A 17,318-nucleotide genomic window follows, 5' to 3' on the forward strand; every position below is an offset into this window, starting at 1 on the left:
GCGGCGGGGGGCGGGCTGCGGCGGCGCCCGCCCCCCCGCGCGCCGCCCCCCCGGCCCCCCCCCCCCGCCCCCCCCCCCCCCCCCCCCCACTACAGGGGGAGCTCAGCCGGAGATCGCCAGGCGCTCCTGGCGGTAACGCCACACGGCTACCGCCCACAACAGCACTGCCAGCAGCACCGAAGCGCCCAGGTACACAGCCCATTGCGTGGCCGAAGGCATCTCGCCGCGGGTCACTTTCACCAGCATCTGGTTCTGCGACAGGAACGGCACCGCGTACTGCCACAGCTGGGTGTCCTTCAGCGGATACGCCATCAGTGCGTAACCCGGCAGCATCGGCAGCAACATCAGCCAGACCATGTGGCTCTGTGCTTCCTTCATGCTCTTGGAGCTGGCCGACAGGCACGTCAGCAGGGCGGTGCCGATCAACACCAGCGGCAGCAGGATCACCAGCAGCTTGCCCATCGCCGCGAAGCTCACGTCCAGCGAACGCGCCGCGCCACCACCAATGCTGGCACTGATCTTGAACGAGATCAGGATCAGCAGCATCGACGCCAGACCCAACAACACCGCCGCCAGCATCTTGCCGCTGACCAGCGCGCCGCGTGCTGCCGGCGTGGCCAGCAAGGGCTCCAACGATTGCCGCTCACGCTCACCGGCGGTGGTATCCATCGCCAGATGCGAGCCGCCGATGAAGGCGAACAACATCAGCACCAAAGGCAGCACCACCGACAGGAAGATGCCGCGCTTGGCCTCGGCCGTGGCCAGATCGCGGGTGCCGACATTGACCGGCGCGGCCACCATCGGATTGACGCCACGTGCCAACAAGCGCAATGCGCCCACCGATTGGCCGTAAGCAGTCAGCACACTGCGCACCCTTGCGATCTGCACGTCGCCGGTACGGCGGGTGGTATCAGCAACGATCTCCACCTTGGCCGGCTTGCCGGCCTGCCAATCGGCAGCGAAGTTCTCGTCGATCACCAAGGCCAGATCTTCGCGCTGGCTGCGGATCAGTGCTTCGTAGTCAGCCGGCGCCTCGGTGGCATTGATGCCGCGACTGGCCAGGAAGGCAACCAGGTTCGGGGCGCGGGCGATGCCCACCACCGGGATGCTCAAGTCCTTTTCCAACTGCGTCTCGGCGCGCAGGTTGGTGAGCTTGTTCATGCCCAGGAACAGCAGCGGGTACAGCAGCGGCGCGGTCAGCAAGGTAAGCAGGAAGGTGCGGCGGTCGCGGGCGAAGTCGCGCAGCTCCTTGCGCATCACCGTGAAGATGGCGCGGAAATATCCAGTCTGGCTCATGCGTGCAGGCCCTCCTCGCTGCCGATCAGTTTCACGAACGCGTCTTCCAGGTTGCTCTCATGGGCCTGCTCGCGCAGCTCATCCGGCGTGCCCTGGGCAACCACCCTGCCCTGCGCGACGATCACGATGCGGTCACACAGCGCGGCGACCTCCTGCATGATGTGGCTGGAGAAGATCACGCAGCGGCCTTCCTCGCGCAGTTCCTTGAGGAAGCCACGCAGGCCACGGGTGGTCATCACGTCCAGGCCGTTGGTCGGCTCGTCGAGGATGACGTTGCGCGGGTCGTGGATCAGCGCGCGGGCGATTGCGGTCTTGGTGCGCTGGCCCTGGCTGAAACCTTCGGTGGCACGATCGAGGAAATCCTCCATCTGCAGCGCCTTGGCCAGGCGCGCGGTGCGCTCGACGATGGCGGCCGAACTCATGCCATGCAGTTCACCGAAGTAGTCGATGTTCTCGCGGGCGGTCAGGCGCTTGTACACGCCACGCGCATCCGGCAATACGCCGAGGCTGCGGCGTACCGCATTGGGATCGACGGCGGCATCGATGCCATCGACCAGCACGCGGCCGCTTTCCGGCGTCATCAGCGTGTACAGCATGCGCAGCGTGGTGGTCTTGCCGGCGCCGTTGGGGCCGAGCAGACCGGTGATCTGGCCGTCGTGGGCGGTGAAGCCGACGTCATCCACTGCAATCACCGGCGTCTTGTCCTTGCCCCTGCCGGGGAAGGTCTTGCGGAGTCGTTCTGCAACGATCATGGAAGCAATTCCTCAGTCATGCGGTGATGTCACGGTTCCCAGCCATTGAAGCTGGTGAACGGCGGCACGTAGTTGAGTTTTTCCAGGCAGGCGCCGTCGAGCGCCTTCGGGTCGGTCTTTTCGATGAACTGCGCGAACAGCTTGGGCATGCAGCCAGCGCCGATGACGTTGTGGCCCTGGCCACGCAGCACGAACAGGCGCGCGTTATCCAGATGCTTGACCACTTCTTCGCCATAGCGCGGCGGCGTCACCGGATCGAACTCGCCTTCCAGCACCAGCGTCGGCACCTTGCCGGCCAGCGGCTTGTGGAAGTCAGCCGGTGCCGTGCCCTTGGGCCAGCTGGCACACATCGCGCCCATGGCTTCGGCCATCTGGTTGCCGAGCACGGTGTTCTCGTCGGCGCTGTTGGCGACCATGCTTTCATTGTCTTCGCTGCACACCACCGACAGCTGCATGCCCATCGCCATGGCGTCCTTCATCTCGCCTTGCAGCATCTGCGTCAGTGCCATCAGGTTGTCGTAGCGGCCGCCATTGGCTTCGTGGATGAGCTTGGGCAGCAACGCACCGGCTGCCGGCATGTAGGCGTACATGCGCACCAGGCCGGCAACGGTTTCGGCACGCAGCTCGCCTTGCTGCTGTTCGCCGGTGCTGGCGTCGCGGTACTGCACCGTCACCGGCTGCGCGCGCAGCTTGGCCAGCAGCGTGTCCAGCTCGGCACGTGGATCACCCAGCTTGTCCTTGCACGAGGCGGTCTTGGTGCATTGGGCGAACTGCAGCGCCAGTGCATCATCCAGGTTGCGCGCGAAGATGTTGCCCAGCTGCAGGCTGTTCGGCACCACCGAGTCGAGCACGATGCTGCGGGTGGCCTGTGGATGGCGCATGGCGTACTGCTGGGCCACACGGGTGCCATAGCTGACACCGACCAGGTTGATCTGGGTCGCGCCGATAGCCTGGCGCACCGCATCCAGATCCGCCACCGCCTCGGTGGTGGTGTAGAAGCGCAGGTCGGCCTTCTTTGCCAGCTCGGTTGCGCAGCCCTGTGCGGCGGCCTGCATCGACGCGGTTGTGAAATCGGCATCGTCCGGCGTATCGCAGGCCAGCAGGTTGGATTTGCCGGTACCGCGCTGGTCGACCAGGATCACGTTACGGTGCTTGCGCACCTCGGCAAATGCAGCATCCACCTGCGGATAGGTAGCGACCGCGGCCTGGCCCGGACCACCGGCGAGGAAGAACACCGGATCCGGCTGCAGGTCGCTTTCCTTCTCCGGGGCAACCCAGGCGATGTTCAAGGCGATCTTGCGGCCCTGCGGGTTTGCCCGGTCTTCGGGCACTTCCAGCGTGGTGCACTGTGCTTCCAGGCTGTCGCGGCTGCCGCTCGAGCTCAGGCTGCAGGGTTGGAAGTTCAAGCTGCCAAGCGTTTGTGGCTTGACCGCGCTGGCCGTTGCGACAGCAGCCCCGGCGGCGTCCGCTGCAGGCGTATCGGTTGACCGCACCAGGCGGTAACCGACGATGCCGGCGATCACAGCCAAGGCGAGGATGGTTTGGGTCTTACGGGACATCATCGGAACAGCCCCTCACGGTTGAAGAAAAACGGGTCTACCTGCATCCAGACGCGGGCGCGGCAGCTATGTGACATCAGGAAAGAAAATTTCTTCGATCCGGCTTTCATACAAACGGGCGATGCGGAAGGCCAGCGGCAGGCTGGGATCGTACTTTCCGGTCTCCAACGCATTGATGGTCTGCCGGGATACCTCCAGCTGCTCGGCCAATTCGCCTTGCGACCAGCCCCTGGCCTCGCGCAGCTCGCGCAATCGGTTATCCATCGTCGCGGCTCAGTGGTAACGCCGCGCGACAACACCCTTGGCCAGCCCGTACGACAGGCACACCAAGGGAAACACCCAGATCATCGCCACGTTGGACGGTACATCGATGACCTTGGCCGACTGCAGAAAGCCCCCTGTCAGGTATACCAGCGAAATGAACGCAGTAGCGAAGCTCACCGCTTCCAGCTCAATGCGCTGCTGCAGCTCATCCACATCACGGATGTAGCGGATCATCGCCCGCAGCACCAGCATCATCGGCGGCACCGGCAGCAAGGCGATCAACGCGCGCAGCAGGCCGTCCTCGACCCGCTTGAGCAGCAGGATCGACAGCACCAGCAGGACCACATAGCCGCCCATCGCCAGCATCACCTCGCGGGTATAGCGCTTGCGCAGCTTGGCCGGGGCGGCATCGCAGCCATCGGGCATCAGCCGGCGCAGCAGTGCCGCGATTGCCAGGCCCAGGGCGATACCAAACAGGATGCCGGAGAACCGCGGCTGTGCGCCCATCGGCTGCCAGAGCAGCAGCGCGCATGCGACCAAGGTGAATGCAGCGGCGGCAATCAGCATGCCGACCGTCCAGAGGTTGCGGCTCATCGACCGGCCCCTTGCAGCTGCTGCCGCGAGCCGGACGATACAACAGCACACCGGCGGGCAACGGAGTCCGTCGCCGCGAAACAAACAAGAAACCTGCAATGACGCATGGCCAACTCCTGTAAAGCACGCTTGACACATCCTGAAGTCAGCCGGGTCCGGCTGTCAAGCGACCTTTACAGACAAGCAAGCCAGCCGGCGACCGGTTGCACAGGCCAGTCGGTCAAAGCAGCGCCCATGACGAACAAAGGCGCGACCACAAGGATCGCGCCTTCACATGGATCAACATCAAACCAGCGGCCAGACAAGCCGGATCAACAATTGCGGTGGCGGACCGGTAGCCGCCAACCATCACTTGCTGCTGACGTACTTCTCGCGGCGGATCTGCGGCATCGGCAGACCGGCTTCCTTCAGCGCTTCCACGCAGGTATCGACCATGTCCGGGTTGCCGCACAGGTAGGCGATATCGCGGGCCGGGTCCGGCGCGATCTCGGCCAACTGCTGCTGCACATAGCCCTTGCGGACGTCGGCGTGCGGGTTTTCCGGCAGCTCGCGCGACAGGCAGGGCAGGTAGCGGAAGCCCGGATTGGCGGCGGCGAAGGCGTAGAAATCGTCGCTGTACAGCAGCTCTTCCAGTGTACGCGCGCCCTGCAGCAGCACCACTTCCACGCCGCGCTCGATCATTGCAGTGCGTAATTGCGGCAGCATCGAGCGGTACGGGGTGACGCCGGTGCCGGTGGCGATCAGCAGGTAGCGGCCATTGTGGTCGCCCGGCTGCAGGCAGAAGCGACCGAACGGGCCGCTGCCGCTGATATGGTCGCCGGCCTTCAGGCCCTCGAACAGCGCGGTGGCAGCGCCGCCGGGCACGAAGCTGACCGCGATATCCACCGCCTCACCCGGGCCCATCGCATGGTCATGGATGGTGGCCAACGAATAGCTGCGCTTGGTGGCGGTGCCGTCGGCGTAGTCGAAATGGACCTGAATGAACTGGCCGGGCAGGAAATCCAGCGGCTGGCCGTCGTCACGGACGAACTGGTAATGACCGACGCTTGGGGCCAGCATGCGGCAGCCGACCAGCTTGAGGGGGAATTGGATTGGCACAGGAGGGGAACAGTGTGTAACCGGGTATGGACCACGGGGCCTCCTATAATAGCCGCCTGCACTTATCCGACGCCTGTACCCGGCGCGAAGGCCACAGATTGGACTCCCGTACCCCATCCGGCGCAGCCGCCCTGCGCATCACCGACCTGCGCAAGACCTATGACAACGGCGTCCAGGCCCTGAAAGGCGTGTCGCTGGAAGTCGCCCCGGGCGACTTCTTCGCCCTGCTTGGCCCCAACGGCGCCGGCAAGTCGACCCTGATCGGCATCGTGTCTTCACTGGTGAACCTGAGCGAAGGCCAGGTACAGGTGTTCGGCAGTGATCTGGTGGCCAACCGCAGCGCGACCATGCGCCTGATCGGACTGGTGCCGCAGGAAATCAACTTCAACCTGTTCGAGAAGCCCTTCGACATCCTGGTCAACTACGCCGGGTTCTACGGGATTCCGCGTGCCGAGGCTGAAGTACGCGCCGAGGAAGAACTCAAGCGCGCGCACCTGTGGGGCAAGGCGCAGATGATGAGCCGCACCCTGTCCGGCGGCATGAAGCGCCGCCTGATGATCGCCCGCGCGATGATGACCCGGCCGCGCCTGCTGATCCTCGACGAGCCCACCGCAGGCGTGGACATCGAGATCCGCCGCGACATGTGGAAGACGCTGCAGGAAATCAACGCCGCCGGCACCACCATCATCCTCACCACGCATTACCTGGAAGAGGCCGAGCAGCTGTGCCGCAACCTGGCCATCATCAACCACGGCCAGATCGTCGAGCAGGGCCCGATGCGCGGCCTGCTGGCCAAACTCGACGTGGAAGGCTTCCTGTTCGATATCGACGGTGAGCTGCCCGCGCAGCTGCCGCAGATCGAAGGCGCCACCCTGGTCGCCACCGACGCGCATACGCTGGACCTGGACATGCCGCGTGCGATGGATCTGAACCGAGTCTTCGACGCCTTGAATGCCGCCGGCATCCGCGTGCGCTCGATGCGTACCAAGAGCAACCGCCTGGAGGAGCTGTTCGTGCGCCTCACCGGCAACCTGGAGAGCACCGCAGCATGAGTACCCCCGTTCCCGTGACCGACAGCAGCCGCAACTGGGTGGCGCTGGGCACCATCGTTCGCCGCGAGGTCAACCGCATCCTGCGTATCTGGGGCCAGACCCTGGTGCCGCCGGCGATCACCATGACCCTGTACTTCCTGATTTTCGGCGGCCTGATCGGCTCCAAGATCGGGCAGATGGGCGGCTACAGCTACATGCAGTTCATCGTGCCGGGCCTGGTGATGATGAGCGTGATCCAGAACAGCTACGGCAACATCAGCTCCTCATTCTTCGGTGCCAAGTTCGGCCGCCATGTCGAGGAACTGCTGGTCAGCCCGATGCCGAACTGGGTGATCCTGTGGGGCTATGTTGCCGGCGCGGTGCTGCGTGGTTTGATGGTGGGCGTGATCGTGCTGATCATCGCCATGTTCTTCACTCCGGTGCGCATCCCGCATCCGCTGGTGACCCTGACCACGGTGCTGCTGGGCGCGACGATCTTCTCGCTGGCCGGCTTCATCAACGCCGTCTACGCCAAGAAGTTCGATGACGTGGCGATCGTGCCGACCTTCATCCTGACCCCGCTGACCTACCTGGGCGGCGTGTTCTATTCGGTGACCTTGTTGCCGGGTTGGGCGCAGGCGATGACGCACGCCAATCCGATCTTCTACATGGTCAATGCATTCCGTTACGGCCTGCTCGGCAGCAGCGACGTGCCGTTGTGGGTGTCGTATGCGTTGATGCTGGGTTTTGTTGCCGCGCTTACCGCATTGGCCCTGTGGCTGCTTCGCCGAGGCGTAGGCCTGCGCAGCTGAAAAAAAAAAGGCGCCGAAAGGCGCCTTTCTTTTGTTCTCGTGGGAGCGGCGTAAGCCGCGAAGCTCGCACAAACTCAAGCCAGGATGACTCTGCATCCAGGATATTGCGAACCATGATTCCTGCAGCCGGAAGCAGTGTCAGCTTCGCGGCTTACGCCGCTCCTACAACACCCCCGAACACCTATGATGGCTTCACTCCCCTCTGTTGATGGATATCCAACCCGATGCGCATCCTGATTCTCGGTGCCGGTGGTACCGGTGGTTACTTTGGTGGTCGGCTGGCGCAGGCCGGCGTTGATGTCACCTTCCTGGTGCGAGCCAACCGCGCTGCACAACTGGACCGCGATGGCCTGGTGATCCGCAGCCCGCTCGGTGACGCCGCATTCCCGGTTGCGCATGTCACTGCCGATACCTTGCCGCAACTGGCGAAAGAGCAGCCCTTCGATCTGGTCATCCTCAGCTGCAAGGCCTATGACCTGGACAGCTCGATCGACGCGATCGCGCCAGCGGTTGGCGCCAATACCACCGTGTTGCCCATCCTTAATGGCCTGCGTCATTACGCTGTACTGGATGCGCGCTTCGGCCGCGAAAACGTGCTCGGCGGCCTGTGCTTCATCAGCGCAACCAAGGCCGAGGACGGCGCGGTGCTACATCTGGACAAGCCGGCCAAGCTGACCTTCGGCGAGCGCGATGGCGCTACCGACAGCGCACGCGTCGAAGCACTGGCCAAGGCCTGCGAACAAGCCGGCATCGATCACGTCGCCTCGGCCGATATCGCCCAGGAACAGTGGATCAAGTACACCTTCCTGACCGCGCTGGCGGCCGGCACCTGCCTGATGCGCGCCGACGTCGGCAGCATCGTTGCCAGCGACCACGGCAGCGCCTTCATGCAGGCGTTGTATGCCGAATGTCTGGCGGTCGCCGCGCAGGCCGGCCAGCCGATTCCAGCGAAAGCACAGGAAATCGCGCTGGGCGCGATCACCAAATCCGGCTCACCGATCAAGGCCTCGATGCTGCGCGATCTGGAAGCCGGGCAGCGCGTGGAGGCGGCGCATATCGTCGGCGACATGCTTGGCCGGGCACTTGTCGGCGGGCAATCAGCACCGCTGCTGCAGGCAGCGTATTGCCACCTGCAGGCCTACGAGGCGCAGCGCGCCGCTTGAGGTTTCGGCCTTGCGCCTGCCGTCAGACCGGCGGCAGGCGGAAGAAGCCGCGGGTTGCTGCGGTAGCGTTGGCGGCGGTGACCGCCACGTCTTCGCCGCGGTCGCGGGCCAGTTCCTCGACGATATGCGACAGGAACGCCGGCTCGTTGCGGCGGTCCTTGGGCAGCGGCCGCATCGTGCGCGGCAGCAGGTACGGCGCATCGGTCTCGATCATCAGTCGCTCGGCCGGGATGTGCTTGACCAGTTCACGCAGGTGCGCGCCACGGCGCTCATCGCACAGCCAGCCGGTGATGCCGATATACCAATCGCGGTCCAGGTAATCGAACAGCTCGCGGCGCTCGGCGGTGAAACAATGCACCACCGCCGGGCCGAGCTTGCCGTCGAAGTTCTTCATCATCGCGATGAAGTCGTCATGCGCGTCGCGCTGGTGCAGGAACAGCGGTTTGCCGTTCTCGCTGGCGATCTGCAGCTGGCGCTCGAAGGCCTTGCGCTGGGCTGGACGCGGCGAGAAATCGCGGTTGAAATCCAGACCACATTCGCCCACCGCCACCACTTCCGGATGCGCGTGCAGTGCGCGCATTTCCGCATCGCATTCGTCGGTGTACTCACTGGCGTGGTGCGGGTGCACGCCGGCCGTCGCGTACAGGAAGCCCGGATGGCGCTGCGCCAGCTCCAAGGCCATCGGCGAGTGCTCGCGGCTGGCCCCGGTGATCACCATCTGCACCACGCCTGCGGCGCGTGCGCGCTCCAGCACCGCGTCCAGGTCGCGATCAAAGGATTCGTGGGTAAGGTTGGCGCCGATGTCGATCAGTTGCATTGAGCTGGGGGTGGTGAGGCGGGAACGGTGAATTGTAGAGCGTTGGCCGCTGGCAAGCCCTTCGCAGGATGAACGAGCCGGTGTAGCCGGGTTTCTGGCGGCGTTTGAAGCGCACGGCTTCTACAATGCTGCAATGGCAATAGCATTCCCCATCACTCCGCTGCTCCCCGACATCCTCCAGCAGCTGGCCGCGCACACGCGGCTGGTGCTCGAAGCGCCGCCCGGTGCCGGCAAGACCACCCAGGTGCCGTTGGCGCTGCTGGATGCGCCGTGGCTGCAGGGCGGCAAGATCATCATGCTGGAACCGCGCCGCGTAGCCGCGCGCAGTGCCGCCACCTTCATGGCCAAGCAGTTGGGTGAACCGGTCGGTGAGACCGTCGGTTACCGCATCCGCTTCGAGAACAAGGTGTCCGCGCGTACCCGTGTTGAAGTGGTCACCGAAGGCATCCTGACCCGCATGCTGCAGGACGACCCGCTGCTGGAGGGCGTGAGCGCCCTGTTGTTCGATGAATTCCACGAGCGCCATCTGTCCGCCGATCTGGGCCTGGCATTGGCGTTGGACGTGCAATCGCAGCTGCGTGATGACCTGCGCATCGTGGTGATGTCGGCAACGCTGGATGGCGAGCGGCTGGCGCAGTTCCTGGATGCGCCGCGCCTGTCCAGCGAAGGCCGCAGCTATCCGGTGGAAACAAGCCACTTCCCGGCCCGCCGCGACGAGGCGCTGGAAGCGCAGACCCGGCGCGCGGTGGAACAGGCGGTGGCCGAGCACCCTGGCGACGTGCTGGTGTTCCTGCCGGGGCAGCGGGAGATTGCGCGGGTGCAGGCTGCTCTGCTCCCTCCCTTTGCCACAGGCAAGGGGAGGGCTGGGGAGGGGTCGCTTCGCGCGTCAGACCAAGATCAACAGCACCCCTCTCCCAACCTCCCCCTTCGCTCCGCGAAAGGGGAGGAGCAGAGCTTTGACGTGCTCCCCCTCCACGGCGAGCTGCCAATCGAACAGCAAACCCGCGTGCTGCAACCCGATTCCGACGGCCGCCGCCGCGTGGTACTGGCCACCAATGTCGCCGAATCCTCGGTCACCCTGCCCGGCGTGCGCGTGGTGATCGATGCCGGGCTGGCGCGCGAACCGCGCTACGACCCCAACAGCGGCTTTTCGCGGCTCGATGCAGTGACCATCTCGCAGGCCTCGGCCGACCAGCGCGCCGGCCGTGCGGGCCGCGTTGCTTCCGGTTGGGCGTGGCGGCTGTGGCCGCAATCACAGCGGCTGGAGCCACAGCGGCGTCCCGAAATGGCGCAGGTGGAACTGGCCGGGTTGGCATTGGAACTGGCAGCCTGGGGCAGTGACGAGCTGCGCTTCGTCGATCCACCGCCCAGCGGTGCACTGTCGGCCGCGCGCGAGCTGCTGCAGCGGCTGGGGGCCTTGAGCGCAGACAACACCATCACCGCGCTGGGCAAGCGCATGCTGTCAATGGGTACACATCCGCGTATGGCGGCGATGCTGCTGTCTGCAGGCAATCCGCGCGAGCAGGCGTTGGCCGCCGATGTTGCCGCACTGCTGGAAGCACGCGATCCGCTGCGTCAGGGCGGTGACGCACTGGCCGCGCGTTGGCGCGCCCTTGCCGCCTTCCGCAATGGCCGCGCGCCCTACGACGCCAACCGCGGTGGACTGGCAGCGATTGATACGGCCGCCAAGCAATGGCGCCGCCGCCTGCGCTGCGATACCGCGCCACCGACGGATATCGAAGCGCATGAACTCGGCGACCTGCTCGCCCATGCCTTCCCCGACCGCATTGCCACCCAGCACCCGAATGATCCGCAGCGCTACCAGCTGGCCAATGGCCGCAGTGCCCGCCAGTTCGACAATAGCGATCTGCGCGGCGAGCCCTGGCTGGTGATCAGCGAGCTGCGCCACGACCCACGCGATGCGCTGATCCTGCGTGCGGCACCGGTGGACGAACAACGCCTGCGCCGCGACTTCCCTGATCGCTTCAAGACCCAGGACGTGGTGCGTTGGAACAGTACCAAGCGCGCACTGGAAGCGCGTCGCGAAAGCAGCTTCGAACGCATCGTGCTGGACAGCCGCCCTGCCGGCCAGGTGGACCCGGCCCGTGCCGCACGGGCACTGACAGATGCGGTCCGCGAACTGGGCCTGGGCGCATTGCCATGGACAGAGAACCTGCAGCAGTTGCGCTGGCGGGTGATGGGGCTGCGTCATTGGATGCCGGAACTGGAACTTCCGGATCTGTCCGACGCGGCCTTGCTGGTGACGCTGGACGATTGGCTGCTACCTGCATTCAACGGCAAGACACGCCTGGAAGCCTTGTCCGAGGAAGAACTTGGCGAAGCACTGAAGTCCGGCATTGATTGGAGCAAGCGGCAGTTGGTGGATCGTCATGCGCCGACACGCATCAGCGTGCCTTCGGGAATGGAGCGACGCATCGAGTACGCGTTGGACGATGACGGCGTCAACCCGCGCCCGCCGGTACTGGCGGTGAAGCTGCAGGAGCTGTTTGGCCTGGCGGATACGCCGCGCATTGCCGATGGCCGTATGCCCTTGCTGTTGCACCTGTTGTCGCCGGGTGGAAAGCCCTTGCAGGTGACAGGTGACCTGCGCAATTTCTGGCAGAACACTTATGCGGAAGTTAAGAAAGAAATGAAGGGGCGCTATCCAAGGCATCCGTGGCCGGATGATCCTTGGAGCGCTACGGCGACGCATCGAGCGAAGCCTCGGGGGACTTGATTGGGGATTGGGGGCAGAGGCGAGAGCAAGAGCAACAGCCCCCCTCCCCAACCCTCCCCTTGCCTGCGGCAAAGGGAGGGGGGCGGTTGCTGGCACTCTGGCAGTATGCAGCGCAGCCGCTTCGGCCCCCTCCCTTGCGCACAGCGCAGGGGAGGGTTGGGGAGGGGTAGCTTTTGCCGCTCACTGCCACCGTTACTCCAGCTTCAGCCTTCCACAACCACGCCCAGCGCATCCCGGCTAACATCCCCTACACGGCCCTCTGGTAAGAATGGGGGTCTGGCCCTCATCTACATGGAGTCCCCACATGAGCAAGTTCAGCGATATCACCGGCCCGGCACTGGAGCGTGCACTGGAACTGGTCAACAGCGCCGGTGGCAACATCAAGCACGGTGGTTCCAGCGCAGCCGAATGGCTCAAGACTGGCGCCGCCATTGGTGCGATGAAGACCGGCGGCCGTGCCGTCACCCGCGTCGCCAAGCGCAATCCCACTGCTACCGTCGCGGTTGCGGCTGTTGGCCTGGGCTTGATTGGCTATGCGCTGTACCGCAAGAACAAGCGCGACAACGAGGCGATCGAAGCCAAGTCGCGGCAGATCGCGCAGCGTCGCCGTCATGCGGCCAGCGTGACCGATGAAACCAGCGATATCGGCAGCGACGCCTGAGTTTTTTGGGGTGGTGTTTGAATCAGAAGCACCCCTCCCCGGCCCTCCCCTGCGCGTTGCGCAAGGGAGGGAGCGTGTTCTGCAGCTTGCTATAGACCTAGTTCTGCCAGTACGGCTGCAGTGGATTGACCGACTTCGTCCAGCTGCGGATTGATACGCCCCGGCTCGTTGGCGAACTTGATCGGAATGCCCAGGTGGGTTCCACCCTGTGCATCGGTCCAGACCATTTCGCGCACACGTGTATGCGGATCATTGAAGGCTTCGGTCAGCGTCTTGACCGGTGCCCAGCACACATCGATGTCGTGCAGGAACAGCGTCCACTCCACCAAGGTGCGGCGGGCAAAGGTTTCGGCCAGGAATTCCTTGACCGGGTCCTGACCGCTGCCCGGTGGCAGATGGCAGAGGTGGATCAGGTCGGTGCGGCCTAGCGCATTCAACAGGTTCTCGGCGAATTTGTGCTCGGCGCCGCCGAGTGCGATCCAGCGGTCATCGGCGCAGCGGTACAGTTTGTACAGCGCATTGCCGCCCCAGCTACGCTCTTCCCTGACGACCGGATCGCGGCCAAGTGCGAACGGCGGGCCCAGCACATTCGGCAGCCACGCCATCAAGGCGTCCTGCATCGACAGATCGATGTAGTCGCCCTCGCCCGTGCGCTCGCGGCGGAACAAGGCCATCAGGATGCCGTTGAGCGCCATCAGTGAGCCGGTCATGTCGGCCACCGGCATATGCGGCATCGCCGGCGTACCATCCGGCGCGCGGTTCAGGCTGACCACGCCGGTATCGGCCTGCATCGCCAGATCGTGGGCAGGCCGGTTGACCTTGGGCCCGTTCTGGCCAAAGGCGCTGATCGAGCAGTACACCAGCTTCGGATTGATCGCCTTGCAGCTGGCGTAGTCGATGCCAAGACGCTTGGCGACGCCGGGCCGGAAGGCTTCCACCACCACGTCGGCCCACTCGACCAACCTGGCGAAAGCGGCCTTGCCATCGGTGCTTTTCAGATCCAGCACGATGCATCGCTTGCCGCGATGGGTGTTGCGGAACCAGGTGGAAACGCCGGCCTGCTTGAGCCCGACCTCGCGCACCGGTTCACCGCTGGGCGGTTCGATCTTGATCACGTCGGCGCCATGATCGGCCATCATCATGGTCAGGTGCGGACCGGGCAGGAACAGCGACAGGTCGAGTACGCGTACACCTTCGAGTTTCATCATCGATTCCCTTGCGTCACGCGCCGAGCAGGCGCGTGCGGTCTGCATCGTTGTAACCCAGCTCACGCAGCAATGCATCCGCATCGGCATTGAGTGGCGGGCAGGCATTGCCGCTCAGGCGCTGGCCATCGAGCTTGATCGGGTTACGCAGCAGACGCTGCGTTCCCTGTGCATGCTCGACGTCCTGCAGCATGTCGACATCGCGTACATAGGGATTGTCGAGCGCTTGGGCGATATCCAGCACTGGTGCGATCGGAATACGGCCGGCGAACTTCTGTGTCCAGTAAGCGGTGGGCTGGGTGCTGAGAATCGTGTCGACCAGCACAGTCAGTTCCTCACGCACTTGGCGACGCTCGGCGAAGTTGGCGAAGCGCGGCTCCGCGGCCCATTCAGGGTTACCGATGCCTTCGACGAAGGTCTGCCAGAACTTCTCCAGCATGCACATCACCATCACCCAGCCATCGGCGGTGCGATAGACCTGGCACGGTACGGTGGAGGGATGCGCGCTGCGCGACAGACGCTCGGTGCGGTGGCCTTCGTTGAGATACCACGTGGCCGGATAACTGAGCTGGTGCAGGGCCACATCGAACAGGCTGACATCGACATCGCGGCCAAGGCCGGTGCGCATGGCGCCGATGACGGCGGCCAGCAGACCCATCGACAGGGTGGTACCGGTCATGAAGTCGACCATCGACAGACCGAAGCGGGCCGGTGGTGCGTCCGGCTCGCCGGTAAGCGCCATGAAGCCGGCTTCGGCCTGCATCAGGTAGTCATAGCCCGGCCACGCGGCGCGCTCGTTGTCACGGCCGTAGGCGGACAGGTGGGCGCAGACGATCTTCGGGTTGAGCTTGCTGAGCGTGGCGTAGTCCAGGCCGAGCTTGCCCGGCTGATCACCACGCAGGTTGTTGAGCACGGCGTCGGCGCTGGCGACCAGCTTTTCGAAGACTTCGTGGCCTTCGGCGGCTTTCAGGTCCAGGCGCAACGAGCGCTTGTTGAGATTGAAGGTCTGGAAGAACAGGCTGTCGCCTACGCCCAGGAAGTACGGGCCGGTGGCGCGCGACACGTCGCCACCCGGCGGGGATTCGATCTTGATGACTTCCGCGCCAAGATCGGCCAGATGCATCGAGCCATAGGGGCCAGCACCGTACTGTTCGACGGCAAGGATGCGCAGTCCCTGCAGGGGAAGGTCTTTCATGTGTGGCCTCTGGTTTGTAAAAAGCACCGCGGCGGTTGAGGACCGCGGTGAAGGGATGCTGCTGCGTCTACTTGGCTATTGCTTTGGTTTTGGCTGTTGCTTTGGCTGTTGCTTTGGCTTTGGCTTTTGCTTTTGCTTTTGCTTTTTCTTTGGCTGTCGTCGTGGCTTCGGCTTCTGATCTATCCCTTCTCCCGCTTGCGGGAGAAGGTGCCCGAAGGGCGGATGAGGGGAGCTTTTGACTTCGCCCGTAGAGCTTCCCCTCACCCCAACCCCTCTCCCGCAGGCGGGAGAGGGGCTGCAGCGCTTCTGGCTTTGCTTGTAGAGCCTCCCCTCACCCCAACCCCTCTCCCGCGAGCGGGAGAGGGGCTTTGCGTCTGATGCATTTGGGAGAGGGGCTTTGGTCTGCTTGGGCTGTTAGATCTTGTTTCTTGCCACCAATTGCTTGGCAATGATGATGCGCTGCATTTCATTGGTGCCTTCACCAATGCACATCAGCATGGCATCGCGGTGGAAACGCTCGATGTCGTATTCCACCGAGTAGCTGTAGCCACCAAAAATCCGCATGCCTTCCTGCGCGCAATAGGCGCCAGTCTCGGTGGCGAAGTACTTGGCCATGCCCGCTTCCATGTCGCAGCGCTCGCCCTTATCGTAGGCATTGGCGGCGCTCTCGATCAGCAGCTTCGATGCTTCAACCTTGGCCGCCATCTCGCCCAGCTTGAGCTGGATGGCCTGGTGCTCGGCAATCGGTTTGCCGAAGGTCATGCGCTCCTGTGCATAGCGCACCGACAAGCGCAGTGCGCCCTCGGCAATACCACAACCGCGCGCAGCGACATTGATACGACCCAACTCCAGTCCACCAACCGCATGCTGGAAGCCCTGCCCTTCAACGCCACCGAGCAGGCAGTCCGCCGGCACCTTGTAGTCCTGGAATACCAACTCGCAGGTGTCGATGGCGCGGTAGCCGGACTTCTTCATCTTCTTGGCGACGATGAAGCCCTCGCCCTTCTCGGCGATGAACATGGTCATGCCCTTGTGGCGCGGCTGCGCCTCCGGGTCGGTCTTGACCAGCAGCAGCACCATGTCGCCATACATGGAATTGGTGATCCAGGTCTTGGCGCCGTTGATTATGTAATGATCACCGTCGCGCTTTGCAACACTGCGGATCGCCTGCAGATCGGTACCCGCATTGGGCTCGGTCAGACCCAGCGCGCCACGCAGCTCACCGGTCGCCATGCGTGGCAGGTATTTCTGCTTCTGCGCCTCGGTGCCACAACGTTCGATGGCCGCGGCCATGATCAGGTGAGAATTGAAGATGCCGGTCGGCGCCATCCATACCGAAGACACCTTGATCACGATCTTCGCGTAGATGCGCGCTGGCAAGCCTAGCCCACCGTACTCCGGTGAAATGGTGGCGCCGAACAACCCGAGGTCCTTCATCTCCTCAACCAGATGGTGTGGGTACTTGTCTTCGAGGTCGTATTCCTGCGCGATTGGCGCGACGGATTTCTCCACCCAATGATCGATCGAGTCGAGAAGCGCCTGTTCTTCGTCGGGGCCCCACAGCTGTTCCGGTTCGGTGCTCATCATCACGCCCTCAGTAGTTGACCTTGTCTTCCACCGAGTGGCCACGCTTGGCGATCAGCATGGTGCGGTTGAAGGTGCAGACCAACTTGCCGTCCTGGTTGAAGCCATCGGTACGGCAGGTGACGATGCCCGCGCCCGGACGCGATTTGGACTCGCGCTTTTCCAGCACTTCTGATTCGGCCACCAGGGTGTCACCGACAAACAGCGGATGGGTCATCTTGATCTCACTCCACCCCAGGTTGGCCACCGCCTTCTGGCTGACGTCAGTGACGCTCATGCCGACCATCAGCGCCACGGTGAACGGCGAGCAGACGATGACCTTGCCGAATTCCGAGGCCTTGGCGTATTCCTTGTCGAAGTGCATCGGATGGGTGTTCATCGTCAGCAGGGTGAACCAGGTGTTGTCGGTTTCGGTGATCGAGCGGCCGGGGCGGTGCTCGTAGATGTCGCCGACATTGAACTCTTCGTAGTAGCGGCCGAAGGTTTCGCGGAAGCGGTTTTCGGAAATCTGCTTGACGTTCTGAACCATGACAATGTCCTTTTGGTGCGG

General features: G+C 64.0%; 17 protein-coding genes. 6 read left to right on the forward strand and 11 right to left on the reverse strand.

Translation table 11 applies throughout. The features are described 5' to 3' along the window. Positions 1 to 102: 102 nt before the first annotated feature. The 6 genes from ACVOLS_RS01655 to ACVOLS_RS01680 all read right to left on the reverse strand — a co-directional run bounded on the left by ACVOLS_RS01655 (position 103) and on the right by ACVOLS_RS01680 (position 5,524). Positions 103 to 1,296, reverse strand: a complete 1,194-nt coding sequence (locus ACVOLS_RS01655; protein WP_481544193.1) for an ABC transporter permease — start codon at positions 1,294 to 1,296, stop codon at positions 103 to 105. Next, positions 1,293 to 2,048: an ABC transporter ATP-binding protein gene (locus ACVOLS_RS01660; RefSeq protein ID WP_282271996.1), complete on the reverse strand. Its 756-nt coding sequence runs from the start codon at positions 2,046 to 2,048 to the stop codon at positions 1,293 to 1,295. Before ACVOLS_RS01660 ends, ACVOLS_RS01655 begins: the two co-directional genes overlap by 4 nt. 29 nt (positions 2,049 to 2,077) lie before the next feature. Then, positions 2,078 to 3,607 carry an alpha/beta hydrolase gene (locus ACVOLS_RS01665; protein ID WP_481544194.1) on the reverse strand — a complete coding sequence of 510 codons (1,530 nt, stop codon included), beginning with the start codon at positions 3,605 to 3,607 and terminating at the stop codon, positions 2,078 to 2,080. A 66-nt stretch (positions 3,608 to 3,673) separates the two neighbouring features. After that, the gene (locus ACVOLS_RS01670) at positions 3,674 to 3,871 is read right to left on the reverse strand and encodes a helix-turn-helix transcriptional regulator (protein ID WP_296246663.1); all 198 of its coding nucleotides are present in this window, start codon (positions 3,869 to 3,871) and stop codon (positions 3,674 to 3,676) included. A 9-nt stretch (positions 3,872 to 3,880) separates the two neighbouring features. Then, positions 3,881 to 4,465, reverse strand: coding sequence for a hypothetical protein (locus tag ACVOLS_RS01675; protein ID WP_481544195.1), 585 nt, complete (start codon positions 4,463 to 4,465; stop codon positions 3,881 to 3,883). 348 nt (positions 4,466 to 4,813) lie between these two features. Then, complete coding sequence (locus ACVOLS_RS01680) at positions 4,814 to 5,524, reverse strand: ferredoxin--NADP reductase (RefSeq protein ID WP_481544196.1); 711 nt, start codon at positions 5,522 to 5,524, stop codon at positions 4,814 to 4,816. Positions 5,525 to 5,661: 137 nt separating this feature from the next. On the opposite strand from ACVOLS_RS01680, the gene ACVOLS_RS01685 reads away from it, so the two are divergent. The 3 genes from ACVOLS_RS01685 to panE all read left to right on the forward strand — a co-directional run bounded on the left by ACVOLS_RS01685 (position 5,662) and on the right by panE (position 8,569). Continuing rightward, on the forward strand, positions 5,662 to 6,615 hold the full coding sequence (locus tag ACVOLS_RS01685) for an ABC transporter ATP-binding protein (protein WP_481544197.1): 954 nt from the start codon (positions 5,662 to 5,664) through the stop codon (positions 6,613 to 6,615). Then, on the forward strand, positions 6,612 to 7,406 hold the full coding sequence (locus ACVOLS_RS01690) for an ABC transporter permease (RefSeq protein ID WP_282272006.1): 795 nt from the start codon (positions 6,612 to 6,614) through the stop codon (positions 7,404 to 7,406). The genes ACVOLS_RS01685 and ACVOLS_RS01690 overlap by 4 nt, the downstream gene beginning before the upstream one ends. 224 nt (positions 7,407 to 7,630) lie before the next feature. Next, entirely contained in the window at positions 7,631 to 8,569 is a 939-nt protein-coding gene (panE, locus tag ACVOLS_RS01695) for a 2-dehydropantoate 2-reductase (RefSeq protein ID WP_481544198.1), read from the forward strand. Positions 8,570 to 8,591: 22 nt separating this feature from the next. On the opposite strand, the gene ACVOLS_RS01700 is transcribed toward panE, so the two are convergent. Then, positions 8,592 to 9,386 carry a TatD family hydrolase gene (locus ACVOLS_RS01700; RefSeq protein WP_481544199.1) on the reverse strand — a complete coding sequence of 265 codons (795 nt, stop codon included), beginning with the start codon at positions 9,384 to 9,386 and terminating at the stop codon, positions 8,592 to 8,594. A 133-nt stretch (positions 9,387 to 9,519) separates the two neighbouring features. On the opposite strand from ACVOLS_RS01700, the gene hrpB reads away from it, so the two are divergent. After that, entirely contained in the window at positions 9,520 to 12,123 is a 2,604-nt protein-coding gene (gene hrpB, locus ACVOLS_RS01705) for an ATP-dependent helicase HrpB (RefSeq protein WP_481544200.1), read from the forward strand. Positions 12,124 to 12,427: 304 nt separating this feature from the next. Then, the gene (locus ACVOLS_RS01710; protein WP_282268299.1) at positions 12,428 to 12,784 is read left to right on the forward strand and encodes a hypothetical protein; all 357 of its coding nucleotides are present in this window, start codon (positions 12,428 to 12,430) and stop codon (positions 12,782 to 12,784) included. An 89-nt stretch (positions 12,785 to 12,873) separates the two neighbouring features. On the opposite strand, the gene ACVOLS_RS01715 is transcribed toward ACVOLS_RS01710, so the two are convergent. Next, entirely contained in the window at positions 12,874 to 13,989 is a 1,116-nt protein-coding gene (locus ACVOLS_RS01715) for a CaiB/BaiF CoA transferase family protein (protein ID WP_481544201.1), read from the reverse strand. Between the two features lie 16 nt (positions 13,990 to 14,005). Further along, positions 14,006 to 15,184, reverse strand: coding sequence for a CaiB/BaiF CoA transferase family protein (locus ACVOLS_RS01720; protein WP_481544202.1), 1,179 nt, complete (start codon positions 15,182 to 15,184; stop codon positions 14,006 to 14,008). A gap of 71 nt (positions 15,185 to 15,255) precedes the next feature. Here ACVOLS_RS01720 and ACVOLS_RS01725 point away from each other — a divergent pair, with 71 nt between their 5' ends. Next, positions 15,256 to 15,423 carry a hypothetical protein gene (locus ACVOLS_RS01725; RefSeq protein ID WP_481544203.1) on the forward strand — a complete coding sequence of 56 codons (168 nt, stop codon included), beginning with the start codon at positions 15,256 to 15,258 and terminating at the stop codon, positions 15,421 to 15,423. A 175-nt stretch (positions 15,424 to 15,598) separates the two neighbouring features. On the opposite strand, the gene ACVOLS_RS01730 is transcribed toward ACVOLS_RS01725, so the two are convergent. Both ACVOLS_RS01730 and ACVOLS_RS01735 read right to left on the reverse strand, forming a co-directional pair. Beyond that, positions 15,599 to 16,768 (reverse strand): acyl-CoA dehydrogenase family protein, encoded by a 1,170-nt coding sequence (locus ACVOLS_RS01730; protein ID WP_481544204.1) that lies wholly within the window; start codon positions 16,766 to 16,768, stop codon positions 15,599 to 15,601. A 10-nt stretch (positions 16,769 to 16,778) separates the two neighbouring features. Continuing rightward, positions 16,779 to 17,297 (reverse strand): MaoC family dehydratase, encoded by a 519-nt coding sequence (locus tag ACVOLS_RS01735; RefSeq protein ID WP_057634054.1) that lies wholly within the window; start codon positions 17,295 to 17,297, stop codon positions 16,779 to 16,781. Positions 17,298 to 17,318: the final 21 nt, after the last annotated feature.

This window comes from Stenotrophomonas sp. STEN038 (genome assembly GCF_056759895.1).